The 13,819-nt window shown below is 72.1% G+C and carries 14 protein-coding genes; 7 read left to right on the top strand and 7 right to left on the bottom strand.

What is annotated here, in order from left to right; translation table 11 throughout:
- The first annotated feature begins 120 nt into the window (after positions 1–120).
- Positions 121–528, top strand: coding sequence for a hypothetical protein (locus tag ACSQ14_RS06770; protein ID WP_436011006.1), 408 nt, complete (start codon positions 121–123; stop codon positions 526–528).
- Here the strand turns inward: ACSQ14_RS06770 and ACSQ14_RS06765 are convergent.
- Together ACSQ14_RS06765 and ACSQ14_RS06760 are read right to left on the bottom strand one after the other, a co-directional pair.
- Positions 525–746, bottom strand: a complete 222-nt coding sequence (locus ACSQ14_RS06765; protein WP_436011004.1) for a hypothetical protein — start codon at positions 744–746, stop codon at positions 525–527. The genes ACSQ14_RS06770 and ACSQ14_RS06765 overlap by 4 nt on opposite strands.
- Before the next feature lie 118 nt (positions 747–864).
- On the bottom strand, positions 865–1,689 hold the full coding sequence (locus ACSQ14_RS06760) for a transglycosylase SLT domain-containing protein (protein ID WP_436011002.1): 825 nt from the start codon (positions 1,687–1,689) through the stop codon (positions 865–867).
- Between the two features lie 135 nt (positions 1,690–1,824).
- Here ACSQ14_RS06760 and ACSQ14_RS06755 point away from each other — a divergent pair, with 135 nt between their 5' ends.
- Positions 1,825–2,511 (top strand): energy transducer TonB, encoded by a 687-nt coding sequence (locus tag ACSQ14_RS06755; protein WP_436011000.1) that lies wholly within the window; start codon positions 1,825–1,827, stop codon positions 2,509–2,511.
- Here the strand turns inward: ACSQ14_RS06755 and ACSQ14_RS06750 are convergent.
- Positions 2,508–3,530, bottom strand: coding sequence for an NAD(P)/FAD-dependent oxidoreductase (locus ACSQ14_RS06750; protein ID WP_436010998.1), 1,023 nt, complete (start codon positions 3,528–3,530; stop codon positions 2,508–2,510). The two genes, ACSQ14_RS06755 and ACSQ14_RS06750, sit on opposite strands and share 4 nt — an antisense overlap.
- 104 nt (positions 3,531–3,634) lie before the next feature.
- On the opposite strand from ACSQ14_RS06750, the gene ACSQ14_RS06745 reads away from it, so the two are divergent.
- Positions 3,635–4,153, top strand: a complete 519-nt coding sequence (locus ACSQ14_RS06745; protein ID WP_436010996.1) for a CinA family protein — start codon at positions 3,635–3,637, stop codon at positions 4,151–4,153.
- Between the two features lie 9 nt (positions 4,154–4,162).
- Here ACSQ14_RS06745 and ACSQ14_RS06740 read toward each other — a convergent pair whose 3' ends face one another.
- Positions 4,163–5,071 (bottom strand): LysR substrate-binding domain-containing protein, encoded by a 909-nt coding sequence (locus ACSQ14_RS06740; protein ID WP_436010994.1) that lies wholly within the window; start codon positions 5,069–5,071, stop codon positions 4,163–4,165.
- A gap of 105 nt (positions 5,072–5,176) precedes the next feature.
- Here ACSQ14_RS06740 and ACSQ14_RS06735 point away from each other — a divergent pair, with 105 nt between their 5' ends.
- A complete protein-coding gene (locus ACSQ14_RS06735) occupies positions 5,177–5,746 on the top strand; it encodes an NADPH-dependent FMN reductase (protein WP_436010992.1) in 570 nt (189 codons plus the stop codon).
- A 30-nt stretch (positions 5,747–5,776) separates the two neighbouring features.
- A complete protein-coding gene (locus ACSQ14_RS06730) occupies positions 5,777–6,580 on the top strand; it encodes a DODA-type extradiol aromatic ring-opening family dioxygenase (RefSeq protein WP_436010990.1) in 804 nt (267 codons plus the stop codon).
- 4 nt (positions 6,581–6,584) lie between these two features.
- Here ACSQ14_RS06730 and ACSQ14_RS06725 read toward each other — a convergent pair whose 3' ends face one another.
- Both ACSQ14_RS06725 and ACSQ14_RS06720 read right to left on the bottom strand, forming a co-directional pair.
- Positions 6,585–8,996: an ATP-binding protein gene (locus ACSQ14_RS06725; protein WP_436010988.1), complete on the bottom strand. Its 2,412-nt coding sequence runs from the start codon at positions 8,994–8,996 to the stop codon at positions 6,585–6,587.
- Between the two features lie 50 nt (positions 8,997–9,046).
- Positions 9,047–9,865 carry a TrmH family RNA methyltransferase gene (locus ACSQ14_RS06720; RefSeq protein ID WP_436010986.1) on the bottom strand — a complete coding sequence of 273 codons (819 nt, stop codon included), beginning with the start codon at positions 9,863–9,865 and terminating at the stop codon, positions 9,047–9,049.
- A gap of 95 nt (positions 9,866–9,960) precedes the next feature.
- Between ACSQ14_RS06720 and ACSQ14_RS06715 the strand changes: the two genes are divergently transcribed.
- Entirely contained in the window at positions 9,961–11,286 is a 1,326-nt protein-coding gene (locus ACSQ14_RS06715) for an anthranilate synthase component I family protein (RefSeq protein ID WP_436010984.1), read from the top strand.
- Between the two features lie 239 nt (positions 11,287–11,525).
- Complete coding sequence (locus tag ACSQ14_RS06710) at positions 11,526–12,311, top strand: Crp/Fnr family transcriptional regulator (protein WP_436010982.1); 786 nt, start codon at positions 11,526–11,528, stop codon at positions 12,309–12,311.
- A gap of 6 nt (positions 12,312–12,317) precedes the next feature.
- Here the strand turns inward: ACSQ14_RS06710 and ACSQ14_RS06705 are convergent, their stop codons facing one another.
- Complete coding sequence (locus ACSQ14_RS06705; protein ID WP_436010980.1) at positions 12,318–13,721, bottom strand: AMP-binding protein; 1,404 nt, start codon at positions 13,719–13,721, stop codon at positions 12,318–12,320.
- Positions 13,722–13,819: the final 98 nt, after the last annotated feature.

The following is a 13,819-nucleotide window of genomic DNA, read 5'->3' as shown; positions in this document are numbered from 1 at the left end:
TTGCGACGGTATGCTTAACGAGGCGTTTTCATGGCGAAGCTGTGGACGGCCAAATGCAGGCCGAATGATCTGGCCACGGCGACAAGCGTTCCCACCCAAGGTCGTGCTAGGAGCGGTTCCATGAACCGGGATGCTGACGACAACGAGATGGACGGCGGCGGCTACGACGCCGACGACTGGACGCGGCTGCGGGCCTTCACTGGCGCGGTGGCGACGCTGGACGACGTCCAGGCCGGCCAGGCGGTGTTCGCGCTCGGCGACACCACCGCCCCGCGGCCGATCGACATGCCGCTGCCGCAACCGGTGATCTGGTGGGACGACGACGGCGAACAGGCCGCCGTCGCGGTCCAGGCCGAGGTTCACGAGACCGCCGAGGGCGAGACCATGGAGGTGCTCGGCCTCGTGCTCCCCGACGGCGGCGGGGCCGTGGCCCTGCTGGAGGACGTCGACCTCGTCGACGACACCGATCCCACCTGGCGCGAACTGGTCGCCAATGCGATCGAAGACGCCGACGAGGACGACGACTAGCCGCCCGCCCGCGCCGGGTGATCGGCCAATCGCTGAACGACGGCCGTGTACGGGACCTCGACGACCAGGCTCATCGAGGCGGCGTTGGACAGGCCGGTCGTGACGATCTGCGTCCGGTTCTCGCCGACATCCAGCACGCAAACGACGTGCTCGGGATTGACGTTGACCTCGCGGCCGCCGCCGCCGGCCATGCGAAATCCAATTAAATGTACACCCACGATCCGCGCTCCGCGTCCGGTTAAGCCACCCTCCTGAAGGGTGCCACGGCAGCCTTCCGCAACGGTTCGCTGGGAGTCTTAACGCGGCGCTCACCCTGCTGGCCGTCCGCCTGGCGGCTCAGCTTTCGCTGCGGGAATCCGACAGCAGCTTCAGCATCTCGCTGGTGAACATCGAGCCGGCGAGGCGCGAGCCGACGCCGGCCTGGTCCGACGGCTGGGAGCCCCGCAGGATCAGCGAGACCAGGGCGTCCTGCTGGCGCTCGCGGTCGCTGCGCCGCGCCGAGGCGTACTGCAGGAAGCCGTCGTCGCCGGCCGTCGCAGCGCCCGGGGACACCGCCTCGCCGGGCCCGGCGGTGCGCGAGAGGTTGGCGTAGACCTGGGCCACCGACACCGGACGGCCGTCGCGATAGAAGATCGACTTGTTCGCCCGCGCCGCGTCCGGGAACAGGTTGGCGGCGACCGCGCCCGGCGAGTTCTCGACCGCCTCGATCAGGCGCGCCGAGCCCTGCGGCCCGAGGAAATGCGCCGCGTAGAGCTCGCCAGAGGTCGGCGTGCGGCCGGTCCGGCCCTTCAGATAGGCGGCATGGTCCGACGCGAGCTCGCCGGCCATCAGCGAGGCGGCGTGCGGATCGAGCCGAAGGTCCATCACCGCCTTGCGCGCCTCGGCCCCCTCGACCCGGTAGCGGCCGTCCGCGCCGCGATTGATCAACTCGGCGTAGCGGGCGTAGCCATATTTCGAGCCGTGCTGCTTCAGGGTCGAGAGCCAGGTCTGCTCGACGAACTGGAAGAGCCCGGCGGCGGACGAGGTGGTCGCCCGGGCGTGCGGGTTCATCCCGCTTTCGCGCCCGGCGGTCTTCAGCAGGAAGGTGAAGTCCACGCCCGTGGCCTTGGCGGCGCGCTGAATCGCCGCCTCCACCACGCCACGGATTCCCTCGATCGCCATGAGGGATTCCTCGCCTCACATGGTTAACGAGCCGCTAACCATAGCGGCGAGATTGCGCCTCTTGACGCAACGCGAGGTGGAGCGTTGCATCTCCGTTACGCAATGATGTTGCAGTACGAAATATGGGAGCGCGCCTTGGTTATCCGCCAGACTTTTCCGCTCGCCTTCCACCTGCCCACCCGCAAGGTTCCGCTGCGCCTGCAACTGGCGCTCGGCGTCTCGCTGGCCCTGCATGTCGCCGGCGGCGGCTACCTGGCCTTCATGAAGTTCACCGCGCCGATCGTCGAGGCGCCGCCCGCCGCGCCGCAGGTGATCGAAGTGCCGATCGTCGACTGGCCGCTCCTCCAGCCCGAACGCGCCAAGCCGGTCGAGTCGCCGCGCATTCGCCCGCCGGTGGTCCGCGAGACGGCCGAGGCGCCCGCCCCGCTCGCGCCGACGCCGCCGATCTTCGACAGCCTGCCGATGATCACCCCGCCGACGCTCGCGCCACCTACGGTCGCGCCGCCGGCCGCGCCGGCCGAACCGCGCGTGGTGCGCCAGCCGACCTGGCTGCGCACGCCCTCGGCCGACGAACTGGCCCGCGCCTATCCGGAGCGCGCCGTTCGCCGCGGCGTCGGCGGCCAGGCGGTGCTGACCTGCCTAGTCACCGCGGCCGGCGCGGTGCGCGATTGCCGGGTCGCCAGCGAAACGCCCGGCGGCGAAGGCTTCGGCGACGCTGCGCTCAAGCTTTCGCGCTACTTCCGCATGAGCCCGCAGACCGTCGACGGCCGCCCGGTGGAGGGCGGCGCGGTCAACATCCCGATCCGCTTCAGCCTGAACTAGCTGAAGCGCGCCGGGTCGAAGCGCGCGGCGTAGCGGCCGGGGTCGCGCCCGGCCGCGAGCGCGGCCGCCACCTGGGCGACCAGCGGGGCGATCAGCCAGCCGTTGCGCCGCGCCCCGCTGGCCAGCAGCACGCCCGGTTCCTGGCTGAAGCCGACCAGCGGCAGGCCGTCGGGCGTCGCCGCCCGCACCCCGGCCTGCAGCTCGTAAGCGGCGCCGGCGAGCGCCGGAAACAGCCTGGCGCCGGCGCTCAGCAGCGGGCCGGCCTTGGCCGGATCGGGCCGCGGGTCGGCGACCCCGGCCTCCATGGTCGCGCCCACCGCCAGGCCGGCGTCGGCCGGGGTCACATAGACGCCCTCGCCGCGGACCGTCACGCTGCAGAGATCCGGGGTCGGGGTGCGCAGGATATGTCCCTTGATCGGCGCCAGCGCCGCCATCTCGGGCGCCAGGGCGGCCAGATCGGCGGCGCCGGTGGCGAGCACCAGCAGGTCCGCGTCGCCGCGCCCGCGCACCGCCTCGCTTCGGAAGGCGACGCCGGCCGCCACGGCCGCGGCGGTCAGCGCCTGCAGGGCCGCCCGCGGATCGAGCCGCCAGTCCTCCCGGTTCAGCAGCACCGGGCCCAGCCCGTCCGCCAGCCCTGGGGCCAGCTCCTCCGCCGCGCGGCGGGGGATCTCCGTCGCGTGAAGCCCGAGCCCGGCCAGCCGGGTCGCCACCTGCTGCAGCCACTCCGGCCGGCCGGCCGCCAGCGCCCCGGTGCGGTCGAGGCTGACGCCGCTGCGCGCCTCCAGCGCCGGCCACAGGTCGCGCGCCGCCAGCAGCAGGTCGAAGTGCGCCGTCGCCTCAGCGTCGAGCACCGCCTCGAACGTCGGGGCGATCATCCCGCCGGCCACGGCCGAGGCGTTGCCGAGCGCCGGACCGGGGTCGCAGACCGTCACCGCAAACCCGGCGTCCGCCAGCGCCAGGGCGCAGCTGAGGCCGAGCGCGCCCGCGCCCGCCACCGTGACCTTCGCATTCGTCGTCATGCCACTACCCAGCGGGTCCGGATCGGAAAATCAAGCGGAACCGGCCTCGAAAGCGGGGGTTGTCAGCCACAACTCCGCTTCCTTCCCAGCTTGACGAGCGCGACATGGCCGAAGCCCTCGACCCCGCCATTCCCGCCGAAGTGGACGCTTTGGCCAAGCGAGTTCTGGACGAAGCCTGCTCACGGGGCCTGATGCTGGCGACCGCGGAAAGCTGCACCGGGGGGCTGCTGGCGTCGCTGCTGACCGACATCCCCGGCGCCTCACACGCCTTCGAACGCGGCTTCGTGACCTACACCGACGACGCCAAGCTCGAGATGCTGGGGGTGCCGCTGGCGATGCTCGAAACAAACGGCGCGGTCTCCGCGCCGGTCGCCCGGGCCATGGCGGAGGGCGCGCTGGCCTTCTCCCGGGCGGACGTGGCGGTGGCGATCACCGGCTTCGCCGACGGCGGCTCCGGCGAGGCGGGCCTGGTGCATTTCGCCTGCGCGCGGGCCGGCGAAGCGGCGCGCCATCGGGTCGAGCGGTTCGGCGAGATCGGGCGGGCCGCGGTGCGCCTGGCGGCGCTGAAGACCGCGCTCGCCATGCTGCACGAGGCGCTGGGCGACCCGGTCGATCCGACCTAGGCGCTTGCGTCAGCTCCAGCCCTGATGCCACTCGGGCTCGCCGGCGTAGCGGCGCGCCAGGAAGTCGACGAAGGCGCGCACCTTCGGCGCCAGGTGGCGGGCGTGCGGATAGACCGCGTGCACGTGGATCTGCTCCGGCTCGAAGTCGCACAGCAGCGCCTTGATCCGCCCGGCCCGCAGGGCCTCGGCCGCGGCGAAGGCGGGAACCCGGGTGACGCCGAAGCCCGCGACCGCGGCCGCCACGCAGGCCGGCGCGCCGGAGAACCGCAACCGCCCGCGCACCCGCACGTCGGCTGGCGCACCCTCGACGCCGAAGCGCCAGAGCGTCGGATCGGCCAGGTTGGTGTCGATCACCGCCTCGTGGGCGGTCAGGTCGCCGATCGTCGTCGGCGACCCGGTGCGGGCGAGATAGTCCGGGGCCGCGCAGGTCACCATGCGGACCGCCGCCAGCTTACGCGCAACCAGCGAGGAATCGCTCAGCAGGCCGATGCGCACGGCGACGTCGAAGCCTTCCTCCACCAGGTTGACCATCCGGTCGGTGGAGGTGACGTCGAGCGAGATGTCCGGATAGGCCGCGGCAAACTCCAAGAGCGCCGGGACCAGCTCGGCCGCGCCGAACGAGACCGGCGCAGACAGCCGCAGCAGGCCGCGCGGCCCGCTCTGCTCGCTCACCGAGCTCTCCAGGGTGGCGAAGTCCTCCAGCACCTGCCGCGCCCGGTCGAGGTAGGCCCGCCCGATGTCGGTCAGCGAGACGTCGCGGGTCGTGCGGTTGAGCAGGCGCGCGCCCAGCCGGTTCTCCAGCCGGGCGACCAGCTTGGACACCTGGGCCGAGGACACCTCCAGCCGCCGCGCGGCGTGGGTGAAGCTGCGGGCGTCCGCAACCGCGATGAATGCGTTGATCTCGTCGAGCCGATCCACGGGCATTACTTCCTGTTTGGAAAAGCAATGCTGCGATCGGACGGGATTATCAACTGCGCAGCAGGCCCGCATCTTGGTGACAGCAAGCCGGAAAGAGGACCTCCCATGTCGCAGCCCCGCACCGTCGCCGTCATCGTCGGCAGCCTTCGCAAGGACTCGGTGACCCGCAAGGTCGCCCGGGCGATCGAAGCCCTGGCGCCGCCGCACCTGAAGTTCGACGAGATCCCGATCGGCGACCTGCCGCTGTACAACCAGGACTCCGAGAGCGATCCGCCGCCGGCCGACGTGGCCTTCCGCGATCGCGTCCGCGCCGCTGACGCCGTGCTGTTCGCCACCCCGGAGTACAACCGCTCGGTCCCCGGCGGCCTGAAGAACGCGCTCGACGTCGGCTCGCGCCCCTACGGCCACAGCGTCTGGAACGGCAAGCCGGCCGCGGTCGTCAGCGTCTCGCCCGGCGCGATCGGCGGGTTCGGCGCGAACCACCACCTGCGCCAGTCGCTGGTGTTCCTCAACATGCCTGTGCTGCAGCAGCCGGAGGCCTATGTCGGCAACGCCTTCAGCCTGTTCGACGAGAATGGCGAGCTGGTGAACGAGGCCACGGCTGAGTTCCTCCGCGCCTTCGCCCAGACCTTCGCCGACTGGATCGAGCAGACCGCGCCGGCGGCCGCCCGCTAGGGCCGCCGGCGAAGCCTTCAGGAGCCCGCCATGCGACTGCCCACCTATTTCATCCCCCACGGCGCGGGGCCTTGTTTCTTCATGGAATGGACCCGCGGCCCGGCCGACACCTGGGACAAGACCGCCGCCTGGCTGAAGGGGCTGCTCGCCGGCCTGCCCGAACGGCCGAAGGCCATCCTGGTGGTCTCGGGCCACTGGGAGACGCCGGTGTTCACCGTCGGCGCGGCCGCGCAGCCGGAGCTGATCTACGACTACTACGGCTTTCCGGAGGAGACCTACCGGCTGCGCTTCGACGCCCCGGGCTCGCCGCCGCTCGCCGCGCGGGTGCGCGAGCTGCTGGGCCAGGCGGGCTTTCCGACCGCCGAGGACGCCGAACGCGGCTACGACCACGGGGTCTTCGTGCCGCTGAAGCTGGTGGCGCCCGAGGCCGACATTCCGGTGGTGCAGCTGTCGCTGCGCGGCGACCTCGACCCCACGGCGCATCTGGCCGCCGGCCGCGCGCTGGCGCCGCTGCGCGACGAAGGCGTGCTGATCCTGGGCTCGGGCATGAGCTGGCACAACATGCGCGGCTTCACTCCCGCCTTCACCGGCAAGTCCGAGGCGTTCGACACCTGGCTGTCGCAGGCGATGACCGATCCGAGCCGGCGCGACGAGGCGCTGCGGGTTTGGGACCAGGCCCCCTACGCGCGCGAAGCCCACCCACGCGAAGAGCACCTCGCGCCGCTGTTCGTCGCCGCCGGCGCAGCTGAGGGCGAGCCCGGCCGGCACGCCTTCCGCGACGTGGCGATGGACGTGGTGATCTCGGGCTACGCCTTCGGCGAGCGGGCCGACTGAGGTCCTAGGCGGCGGCCTCGGCGCCCGGTTCGGCCGGCGGCTCGAGCGCCGTCTGCACCGCGGCGAACAGGCGGCTGGCGGCGATCGGCTTGGCGACGAAGCCGTCCATGCCGGCGGCCAGATAGTCGGCGACCTGATCGTCCAGGGCGTTGGCGGTGAGCGCCAGGATCGGCGTCCGCGGCCGGCCCTCGATCCGCTCGCGGGCGCGGATCTCGGCGGTCGCCGCCGGCCCGTCCATCAGCGGCATCTGCACGTCCATCAGGATCAGGTCCCAGGGCTCGCGGGCCCAGGCCTCGATCACCGCCCTGCCGTCGCCGACCATCACTGGCTCGATGCCCACCTGGCTGAGCAGGGTCTTCAGCACCAGCTGGTTGACGCTGTTGTCCTCGGCCGCCAGCACCCGCAGCGGCCGGTCCGGCCCCTCGGCGTCCGCCTCCGGCGCGGATGACGCGGCCGCCGCGCCTGCGAGCCGCGGCAGCGGCAGGCTCACGGTGAAGCTCGCGCCGTTGCCCGGCTTGCTCCGCACCCGGATCCGGCCGTGCATCAACTCGCAGAGCTCGCGGCAGATCGCCAGCCCGAGCCCGGTGCCGCCGTAGCGCCGGCTGGTCGAAGCCTCGGCCTGCTCGAAGGCCTGGAACAGATTCGCCTGCTGCTCGGCGGTCATGCCGATGCCGCTGTCGCTGATCTTCAGGTGCAGCAGCCCGGCGCGACGGCCGACGACGATCCTCACCGCCCCGCGGTCGGTGAACTTCAGGGCGTTGGAGACCAGGTTCGACAGGATCTGGCGCACCCGCAGCGGATCGCCCCGGTAGACCCCGCGCGCGCCCGGAAGCACCTTCAACACGAAGCCCAGCCCCTTGTTCTCGGCGATCGCCTGGAAGGTGGCGTAGGTCCCCTGCGCCAGCTCGGCGACGTCGAACTCGCCGTCCTCGAGGGTCAACTTGCCGGCCTCGATCTTCGACAGGTCGAGCACCTCGTTGAGGATCGACAGCAGCCCCTCGCCGGACTGGCGGATGATCTGCAGCCGGTCGCGCTGGGCCGGCTCCAGCGGCCCCCTGGCCATGGCGTGGGCCATGCCGAGCAGGCCGTTCAGCGGCGTACGGATTTCATGGCTGATGGTCGCCAGGAAGGTGCTCTTGGCGCGGTTCGCCGCCTCGGCCTCCTCCTTGGCGCGGATCAGCGCCCGCTCCTGCAGCTTGCGCTTGGTGACGTCGTGCAGCGCGCCGACGAAGCGCAGCGGCTGGCCGTCGGCGTCGGTGACCTGGCTGATCGCGCTGGTAACCCAGATCTCCTGCCCGTCCTGGCGGTGCATGCGGTACTCGGGCAGGGTCGCGCCGCGCTCGGCGATGGACTGCTCCCATCCGGCGATCACCGCCGGGCGGTCGCGCGGGTCGATGCTCGCCCAGGGATCGGCCATCACCCCATCGTAGGACTGCGGCGTCTCGAAGAATGCGTCTTCGCGGCCGACCTTGGTGATCTCCTGGCGGCGGTAATCAATCTCCCAGACGTAGAGCTGGGCGCTTTCGGCCGCGAGCTTCAGCCGCTCCTCGGAGCGGGCGACCCGCTCCATCGCCTCGACCATCCGGGTCAGGTCGTGGGCGACCATGATCAGTCCGCCGACCTGGCCGGAGGCGTCGCGCCAGGGCGCCACGCGGGCCTGCAGCCAGCTGGTCCCGCCGTCGGGGCGCGGCACCGGCGCCTTCTCGGCGAACAGGGTCTGGCCGGTCAGGCAGCGCTCGAACTCGGCGCGAAAGGGGCCGAACACCTCGGGGGCCAGCTCGTAGACGCTGCGGCCGAGCGCCGCCTCGGCCGTCAGCGCGCGGTCGGCCAGCCAGATCGGGCTCGCATGGATGATCCGCATATCGCGATCGGTCAGCGCCAGCGACAGCGGCGCGGACTGGACGATCGAGGCCAATGTGCCGTGGGCGGCGTCGCGCGAACGGGTGGCGCGCACCCGGGTCCACTCGTCGGCGACGAAGTCGGCGAGGTCCTGCAGCCGTTCGGCCAGCGCCGCATCGTAGGCCTTCGCCTCCCGACGGCCGACCACCAGCACGCCGGGAACCGAGCCGTCGTCCAGCCGGATCGGCGCGGCGACATAGAGCCTGAGCGACGCCTGACCGTAGGCGGCGGCCAACTGGCCGAACCGGGCGTCGTGGCTGAGGTCCTCGATCCACAGCAGTTCGCCGTGCTCGACCACCCACTGCGAGCCTTGCGCGGTCGCCGGCATGCGGCGGCCGTTAGGATCGCTGCTGCGCCAGACCTGGCCGTTCTCGACGAGCACGATGTCGGCGTCTTTCGCGTCGCCGCCGAACAGCGCGCCGGCCAGACGGCGCGCGCGGTCGAACACCGGGCCGGATCGCTCCAGCTCCAGCGGCGCGTGCGCCGCCTTGTCCGTGTGTTCTTCGCTTCGCCCCACGGGCCGATCGTCTCCGGAACCCAATCTGGGCGATTGTGCGCCGGGGTAGGTTAAGCCGGCCTTTCGGCAGAACGACGTTTGCTTAATTGGTAAAGAACCAAACCGCTGGTGGTCGCGACGTTCAACGAGTCGAAGCCGCCGGCCATTTCGATCCGCACGGTGCGGGTGCGCGCCATCAGGCCGGGCGCCAGGCCCGGTCCCTCCGCGCCGAACAGCGCCGCGACCCGACCGCCGCAATGGAGGTCCGCCAGCTCCTCCGCGCCGGCCGGCGACAGCGCGACCACCTCGCAGCCGGCCGCGGCCAGGGTCTGAACGAGGTCCTCGTCACGCTCCAGCCGGGCGAACGGAGTGGTCAGCGCCGCCCCCACCGAGACCCGGATCGCCTTGCGGTAGAACGGATCGCAGCAGGCGGCGTCGAGCAGCACGGCGTCGGCGCCGAAGGCGGCCGCGTTGCGGAAGATCCCGCCCATGTTGTCGTGGTTGGCGATGGCGCTCAGCCCCACCACCAACGCGGTCTGCTTGAGGCCGGCCAGCAGATCGCGCGGCGCGATCGCCCGCCGCTCGCCGACCCCCAGCACGCCGCGGTGCATCGGAAAGCCGGCGATCCGGTCCATCACCGCCTGCGGCGCGACGTAGGCCGGGATTTCCGCGGGAAACTGGCCCAGCAGATCGCGCATCCCCGGCAGCTTGGATTCAGAGATCAGCAGCGAGCGCAGCGGATGGCTCCCCGCCCGCGCCAGCTTCTCGAGGACCACCCGGCCTTCCGCCACGAACAGGCCGGCGCGGCCGACCAGATCGCGCTCGCGCACGTCACGATAGGGTTCGAGGCGCGGGTCGTCGGGATCGGAGACGGGCGTGAGGACGGCCATCCGCGTCTTCTGCGGCGCCGGTCGGACTTTGGCGAGCCCGCGTAGCCGCGCGCCTAGGCTCAGCGCCGTCGCTGCGCTATGGCGGCGGCATGCGGATGGCGGTCTTCCATGAGGCGCCCTGGAGCGACCCGGCCCAGGTGCTGAGCGCGCTCGGCGAACGGCCGTGGACGATCGGCTTCCTGACCGGCGGCGCCGAGCCGGGCTGGTCCTATGTCGCCGCCGACCCCGCCGCAGTCTGCACCCTGGCCCCGGAGGACTCCGAAGACCCGATCGCAGCGCTCGCCGCCCTGCTCGGCCCGACGGTCGATCCCGACCCGGCCGGGCCGCCGTTCCAGGGCGGCGTCGCCGGCCTGCTCGGCTACGAGCTCGGCGACCGCTTCGAGCCGATCGGCCTGCCCCGCCACGACGGCTGGCCGGATCTGGCCTGCGCTCGCTACGATGCCCTGCTCGCCTTCGATCACGCCCAGGCGCGGGTGCTGGCGATCGGCCGCGGCGCGACCGAGGCCGAGGCGGCGGTCCGCGCGGCGACCGCGCGGAGCTGGCTCGACCTGCCGCCGCGCCCGGCGCAGCCGCCGGGGTGCGAGCTGCAGGCGGATTCCCCCGAGGCCTACGAAGCCGCGGTCGCCGAAACCGTCGAGCGGATTGCCGCCGGCGAGATCTTCCAGGCCAACCTGGCGCGGCGCTGGCGGGGCCGGCTCGCGCCCGACGCGCGGCCGATCGACTTGATGATCCGGCTGGCGGCGACCAGCCCGGCCCCGTTCGCCGCCTATCTGCGGCTGCCCGACCGAGCGATCGTCTCGAACTCGCCCGAGCGCTTCCTCAAGGTCGAGCGCCAGGACGGCGGACTGGTCGCCGAAACCCAGCCGATCAAGGGCACCGCCCCGCGCGGCGCGACGCCGGCCGAGGACGAGGCGCTGGCGGCGGGCCTAAGCGCCTCGGTCAAGGACCGGGCCGAGAACCTGATGATCGTCGACCTGATGCGCAACGACCTCGCCCGGGTCTGCACGCCGGGCGCAGTGCGGACCCCGGAACTGTTCCGCCTCGCCAGCTTCGCCAACGTCCACCACCTGGTCTCCACGGTCACCGGGCGGCTGGCGGCGGGGCGCACCGCCGGCGACCTGCTGCGCGCCGCGTTCCCGCCCGGCTCGATCACCGGCGCGCCCAAGGTGCAGGCGATGAAGGTGATCGCCGGGCTCGAAGGGGGCCGCGGCCCGTTCTTCGGGTCGCTCGTCTGGCTGGGATGCGACGGCGGCCTCGACAGCAGCGTGCTGATCCGCACCGCGGCCTTCGTCCATGACGCCGACGGCTGGCGCGTCGAGGCCCGGGCCGGCGCCGGCATCGTCGCCGACAGCCGACCGGCGAGCGAGCGCGCCGAGACCGAGACCAAGATCGCAGCCGTCGCTGCGGCCCTACAGAACTAGTCGACAAAAAATCGATACTAAGTCGGGTATCCGACAATAACGTCAGATCTCTTAGCTTCCCCGCGTTGAGCCGAATTGATCTTTTGACGACGAAGACACGGTATACTTGCAGCGATTCTATTTAGAGATACCGTGGAGACTCACCCACTAAGCGAACAGCGAGAACGACACCTTGAGGTCGCCACGGGACGGAAGCGCGCGGCTTCGAACGAGCCGCCAGCAAGCACGGGGGACGCCGGATGACGAGCCGGGTGACGCCTCACTCGGCCTTGCGGCCGCTGGAGGCGGTGGTGCGCCGCTTGACGGCGCTTAGCGCCCTGTCGGACGCCGAGCGTGAACTGCTGCGCGGGTTCCCAATCCGGCGTGAACGCCACCTTCCCGGGGATCTGCTCCTCGCCGAGGGGGCGCTGGGCGGCCGGCGGCGCTTCATCCTCGCGGGCTGGGCCTGCCGCCAGCGCACGTTGGCCGACGGCCGCCGGCAGATCTTCAGCTTCCTGCTGCCGGGCGACAGCATCGCCTGCGTCGCGCGGACGCTGCCGGAAGCCTCCGCCGTCGTCGCCCTGACCGCCATGGAGACCGCCGACGCCCAGCCGGCGCTCGACGCCGCCCAGGCTGGCGACGCGCCGGGCCTCGCCTACGCCTTCCGCGCCCTCGAGGCGCTCGAGCAGAGGCTGTTGCTCGACCACATGGTCCGGCTCGGCCGGCAGACCGCCTATGAGCGCGTCGCGCACTTCCTGCTCGAACTGCAGCGCCGCCTGGAGATTGCCGGGCTCGGCGACGACCAGCGGTTCCCGCTGCCGCTCACCCAGGAGATCATGGGCGACGCGCTGGGGCTCAGCATCGTCCACGTCAACCGCATCCTGCAGCAGCTACGGCGCGACCGGCTGATCGAGCTGCGCTCGGGCGTCGCTATCCTGCTGGAGCCCGAACGGCTGGCCGAGATCGCCGTTTTCCCGCCGCCGCAGCTCCGTCGCGCCAGCGCCGCCCAGTCGCCGGGCGGCCTGGGCGACCCCGCGCCGGCCTGAACCGGCTCAGCCGATGAACAGCTCGGCGTAGCGCTGGCGCAGCAGGTTCTTCTGCACCTTGCCCATGGCGTTGCGCGGCAGGTCGTCGACGAACAGGATCCGCTTGGGCGCCTTGTAGGCGGCGAGCTGGGCGCGGGCCGCGGCGATCAGCGCCGCCTCGTCGCCCTGGCCGATCACCACCGCCGCGACGCCCTCGCCGAAGTCCGGATGCGGCAGGCCGATGACGGCGCTCTCGACGACGCCCGGCACCTCGTCAAGCACCAGCTCGACCTCCTTCGGATAGACGTTGTAGCCGCCGGAGATGATCAGGTCCTTGGCCCGGCCGGAGATCCAGACGCGGCCGTCCGGATCCTGCCGGCCGACGTCGCCGGTCAGGAAGAAGCGGTCGGCGGTGAACTCCTCGGCGGTCTTCTCCGGCATCCGCCAGTAGCCGGAAAACACGCTGGGCCCGCGGATCTCGATCACGCCGGTCTCCTCGCCGCCGCCGATGCGCAGCTCCACCCCGGGCAGCGGGAAGCCGACGCTGCCGGGCACGCGCCCGCCGTCCAGCGGGTTCGAGGCGATGATCGCCGCCTCGCTCATCCCGTAGCGCTCGAGGATCCGCTGGCCGGTGCGGGCCTCGAATTCGGCGAAGGTCGACTCCAGCAGCGGCGCCGAGCCGGAGATGAACACCCGCACCGGCGCGGCGCGCTCCCGGGTGAACTCCGGATTGGCCAGCAGCCGGGTGTAGAAGGTCGGCACGCCCATCATCACGGTGGCCCGGGCCAGCCCCGCCAGCACCTCGGCGTCGGCGAACTTCGGCAGCCAGACCATCGGACAGCCGCCCAGCAGCGCGCAGTGCAGCGCCACGAACAGCCCATGGACGTGGAAGATCGGCAGGGCGTGCAGCAGCACGTCGTCGGGGCTGAACCCCCAGGCGTCGTAGAGCGCCAGCGCGTTGGCCGCGAGATTGCCGTGGCTCAGCATCGCGCCCTTCGAGCGGCCGGTGGTGCCGCTGGTGTAGATGATCGCTGCGAGATCCGAGGCGGCGCGCGGCGTGCTCTTCGCCAACGGTTCGGCCGGCGCGCCGGCCAGGAACGCCGCCGGATCGGTGATCAGCAGCCGCGGCTCAGCGTCGGCGCGGAAATACTCCACCTCGGCGGGCGTGTAGGCGGCGTTCAGCGGCAGGAAGACCGCGCCGGCCTTCAGCGCCGCGAGGTAGAGCATCACGCCCTCGACGCTCTTCTCCGCCTGCAGCGCCACCCGGTCGCCGGGCTCGACGCCCTCGGCCAGCAGCCGTGCGGCGATCCGGCCGACGCCGTTTTCGAGCGCGCCGTAGCTGACCTCAGCGCCGTCACTCAGCAGGAAGCAGGGCCGCGAGCGGTCGGCGGGAAAGCGCGCGGCGAGAAGGTCGTAGAGGTTCGCGGACATGGAGACTGGTTAGCGAAGACGGCGCGCAGCCGCAAAGCCACAAACGCCCCCTCCGTCTCGCGCCTGCGGCGCGATCCACCTCCCCCGCTGCGCGGTGG

It is taken from the genome of Phenylobacterium sp. LjRoot219, from assembly GCF_964252995.1.
Lineage (GTDB): Bacteria > Pseudomonadota > Alphaproteobacteria > Caulobacterales > Caulobacteraceae > Phenylobacterium.
Note: the sequence above shows the minus strand (reverse complement) of the source record. Positions and strands in the feature narration are given on the sequence as shown.